General features: G+C 71.5%; 4 protein-coding genes. 2 read left to right on the top strand and 2 right to left on the bottom strand.

The features are described from left to right. The first annotated feature begins 119 nt into the window (after positions 1–119). Positions 120–965, top strand: a complete 846-nt coding sequence (locus D7V97_RS41140; RefSeq protein ID WP_120616006.1) for a tRNA (5-methylaminomethyl-2-thiouridine)(34)-methyltransferase MnmD — start codon at positions 120–122, stop codon at positions 963–965. On the opposite strand, the gene D7V97_RS41135 is transcribed toward D7V97_RS41140, so the two are convergent. Further along, positions 916–1,533 (bottom strand): DUF2378 family protein, encoded by a 618-nt coding sequence (locus tag D7V97_RS41135; protein ID WP_120616005.1) that lies wholly within the window; start codon positions 1,531–1,533, stop codon positions 916–918. The genes D7V97_RS41140 and D7V97_RS41135 overlap by 50 nt on opposite strands. Positions 1,534–1,612: 79 nt before the next feature. Beyond that, on the bottom strand, positions 1,613–2,593 hold the full coding sequence (locus D7V97_RS41130; protein WP_233583561.1) for a LysR family transcriptional regulator: 981 nt from the start codon (positions 2,591–2,593) through the stop codon (positions 1,613–1,615). Between the two features lie 111 nt (positions 2,594–2,704). Between D7V97_RS41130 and D7V97_RS41125 the strand changes: the two genes are divergently transcribed. After that, positions 2,705–3,598 (top strand): NmrA family NAD(P)-binding protein, encoded by an 894-nt coding sequence (locus tag D7V97_RS41125; protein ID WP_120616003.1) that lies wholly within the window; start codon positions 2,705–2,707, stop codon positions 3,596–3,598. Positions 3,599–3,713: the final 115 nt, after the last annotated feature.

The following is a 3,713-nucleotide window of genomic DNA, read 5'->3' as shown; positions in this document are numbered from 1 at the left end:
CCTCTCCATGCCGCACGTGCTGCCCTTCGAGCCGGCCCCGGTGTTCCTGCGCTGGAATCGTCATGCTAGTCAGCCATCCTTCCGCACCCGCCCCCATCCAGGCCAGGAACCCGCGCCCCATGTCCGAGCCCACCCCTCCGCGCGACGGCGACTTCGAACTCGTCACCCTCCGCAACGGCCACCGCGCCGTGCGCCACCTGGGCCACGGCGAGGTCATGCACCCGGCCGTCGGCCCGTGGCAGGAGGCCCTGCGCCTCTACGTGGATCAACCCGCGCTCGCGGACCGCCTGCGCAAGCCCGGCCCGCCGCTCGTCATCCATGACGTCGGCCTGGGCGCCGCCACCAACGCCGTCGCCGCGCTCACCCGCGCCCGCGAACTGGGCCCGGAGCGCGCCCGCGACCTGCACATCGTCAGCTTCGAGGTGGACCTGGCCCCGCTGCGTCTCGCGCTCGCGGACGCCGAGGGCTTCCCCTTCCTCCAGCCCTTCCGCGCCGCCGCGGAGGCCCTCATGCGCGACGGCGCCTGGTCAGAGCCCGGCATTCAGTGGACCCTCAAGCTGGGGGACGCCGTGCCGTACCTGGACGGGGAGCTGCCCGTGGCCGACCTCGTCTTCTTCGACCCGTTCTCCCCGGCCTCGAACCCGGAGATGTGGACCGAATCCGTCCTCACCCGGGTGCGCCGGCACTGCCGCGAGGACGGGGAGGGGGCCCTGCTGCTCACCTACAGCGCGGCCACGCCCACGCGCGTCACCCTGCTGCTCGCCGGCTTCTTCGTGGGCGCCGGCGTGTCCACCGGCGCCAAGGGGGAGACCACCGTGGCCTCGACCCGCTTCGAATCCCTGACTTCCCCGCTGGGAGCCCGGTGGTTGGAGCGCTGGGAGCGCTCGTCCTCCCGGGCCCCACATGGGGCACCCCTCACGCCTGAGGTCGAGCGTCGCCTGCGGACCCATCCTCAGTGGCGCTGAGCGCCGCCTCGGACGGCGCCTCGCTCCAGCGCAGGTGGTACGTCGCCGAAGTTCCGTCGAACCCCTCCGGCAGCGCCACCACCCGCCAGCCCCCGCATAGCGCCACCGCGCGCGACAGCAGGCCGGCCGCGAACGTGGGCTGATCCGCCAGCACGTCGTTCATCCACAGCTCCAGCGAAGTCGCGCTGCGCTCGACGATTTTGACCTCACTGAAGTTGTTGCCGGCGCGAAAGCCAAGGTCCGCGCGCAGCAGCATCCGCCGGGGGCCCGCGAGCCGGCCCACGCCCAGCAGGGCACGGCCAAAGAAGGTGCCGAAATAGGCGTCCATGAAACGCTCGCCCAGCGAGTAGTACGCCGCTTCCGCCGGGACGCCGCCATAGACGTGGCCGGCCGCGATGCGCAGGAACTCGCGCCACTGCTCCAGGGTGTAGGTGCGCTCCAGCTTCGCGTCGAGGTCCAGCCCCGCCCGCTTCAGGTGCTCCACGCACGCGGGCGTCAGGCGGTTCTCCAGCGCTCGGACGAAGAGCGCGTCGACGGTCTGGGCGAAGACAAGCTTCTCTGGATTCATGGTTGGCACCCTACACGAAGCCCCCCATGCGATGCTCCCCCACCTGTGCACCGGCGTTCAGTATCGCGGCCCCCGAGTGTCAGGAAGCCGGCGCCCGGCGCACCCTTCGTGAACTCCGGGTGTTTCGTGACACCGGATGCGCGACCCCGACGGCGCGTGCGACGAGCCCGCGCAGCCACTGGTGGGCCGGGTCCCCGTCGAACCGCTCGTGCCAGACCTGGATCATGTCGAAGGGGGGCACGGGCAGGGGCGGGGGGAACACCTGGAGCGGGTAGGCCTCGCTGAACGCGGCGATGAGGCGGCGCGGCGCGGTGAGGACGTGGTCCGAGCGCGTCACCACCAGCGGGGCGATGAGGAAGTAGGGCACCCGCACGGCGATGCGACGCGGGGGCAGGCCTCTCTTGGCCAGCGCCACGTCCACCGCGCCCACGCCGTCGCCGCGCGGGCTGATGAGGACGTGGGACAGCTCCAGGTACGTGTCCAGGTCCATCCCGCGGCGCACCTTCGGGTGGCCCTTGCGCACCACGCAGACGAAGTCCTCGGTGAACAGCTTCTGCTGGCGCAGGCCCGGCCCCGGCTCCACCGGCGGCGTGACGACGCTCAGATCCACCTCGCCGCTCTCCAGGAGCGCGGGGAAGGTGCTGTTCTCCACGTGCTGCACGGACAGGTCCACGCCGGGCGCCTCGCGGCCCAGCAGCTCCAGCGCGGACGGCAGCAGCACGGAGCCGAAGTAGTCGCGCGTGGCCACGGTGAAGCGGCGTGTCGCCGTGCCGGGCTCGAAGGCGGGCTCGCTGCGCAGGGCGCGCTGCAACTCCACCAGCCCCCGCCGCAGCGGCGCGGTGAGCTGCTCCGCGCGCGGCGTCAGCACCATGCCGCCCCGGCCCCGGATGAGGAGCGCGTCGTCCAGCAGCTCCCGCAACTGCGCCAGCGCATGGCTCATCGCGGACTGGGTGAGGCCCACCCGGGTCGCGGCGCGGGTGACGTGGGCCTCCCGCAGCAGCGCGTCCAGCGCCACCAGCAGGTTGAGGTTGATGCCGGCGAGGTCCACCTCGTCAGGCACGGGCGTCCGGGTTTCATGAAGGCGGCGCATGGCGACATGCATAGCATGCAGTGGCTTCATGAATGGCGCGGGGGCACTGTTGCGCCATCTCGAAGTCGCTGGAGGCAGTCCATGTCCATCGTCATCAACACCCCCAATGGCAACATCGGTCGTCCCCTCGTCCAGAAGCTCCTGGCCTCCGGCCGCAAGGTGACGATCATCTCCCGCAACCCGGAGAAGGTGTCGGACCTGGTGAAGCAGGGCGCGAAGCTGGTGCAGGGCTCCATCGAGGACAAGGCCACGCTGGACGCGGCGCTGGAGGGCGCGGAGGCGCTGTTCTGGCTGTCGCCGCCCCCGACCCGCCCGGACTTCGTCACCTGGGCGGCGAACGTGGCGCAGCAGGCGGCGGCTTCGGTGAAGGCGCACGGCGTGAAGCGCGTGGTGGTGCTCTCCAGCGTGGGCGCGCAGAACGGCCCCGGCACCGGGCCGGTGTCCGCGCTCAAGCCGGTGGAGGAGGCCTTCAAGGCGGTGTCGCCGAACGTCACCTCCCTGCGCGCGGGTTTCTTCATGGAGAACTTCCTGCGCGACGTGCAGGCCCTCGCCAAGGCGGGCCACATCTACAACGCCACGGCGCCGGAGAAGACGTTCCCGATGGTGGCCGTGGCGGACATCGCCACCAAGGCGGCGGAGGTGCTGACCGACGCGTCGTGGACGGGTCACCGCAACCTGGGCGTGCACGGGCCCCAGGACCTCACCTACCCGGAGGCGGCGGCCATCCTGACGCAGGCGCTGGGGCGGCCCGTGAAGTACATGCAGGTCGGGCTGGAGGACCTGCGCGGCAGCATGAAGGGCATGGGCCTGCCGGCGTGGATGGCGGATGCGTTCACGGAGATGTACGGCGCCATCAAGGAGGGCCGCATGGATCCCGCCGAGCCCCGCTCGAAGGAGACCACCACGCCCACCACGCTGGCGCAGTTCGCGGCCACCGTGCTCAAGCCGGTGGTGGATCAGGTGCGGGCGTCGTAGTCCCGCGCGCTCAAGGAGGGGACGGAGAGGGGACGGAGGGGACGGGCGGTTCGCCGTCTTCTTCCCGCCAACTGGTGCAGGATGGGGTTCGACCGGAGATTGAACCGGAAGAGCG

It is taken from the genome of Corallococcus sp. CA053C, from assembly GCF_003611675.1.
Classification (GTDB): Bacteria; Myxococcota; Myxococcia; order Myxococcales; family Myxococcaceae; genus Corallococcus.
Note: the sequence above shows the minus strand (reverse complement) of the source record. Positions and strands in the feature narration are given on the sequence as shown.

Bases quoted from the DNA above. Each gene is read 5' to 3' on its own strand.
- D7V97_RS41140 (WP_120616006.1), top strand. From the start codon at position 120: ATGTCCGAGCCCACCCCTCCGCGCGACGGCGACTTCGAACTCGTCACC.
- D7V97_RS41135 (WP_120616005.1), bottom strand. From the start codon at position 1,533: ATGAATCCAGAGAAGCTTGTCTTCGCCCAGACCGTCGACGCGCTCTTC.
- D7V97_RS41125 (WP_120616003.1), top strand. From the start codon at position 2,705: ATGTCCATCGTCATCAACACCCCCAATGGCAACATCGGTCGTCCCCTC.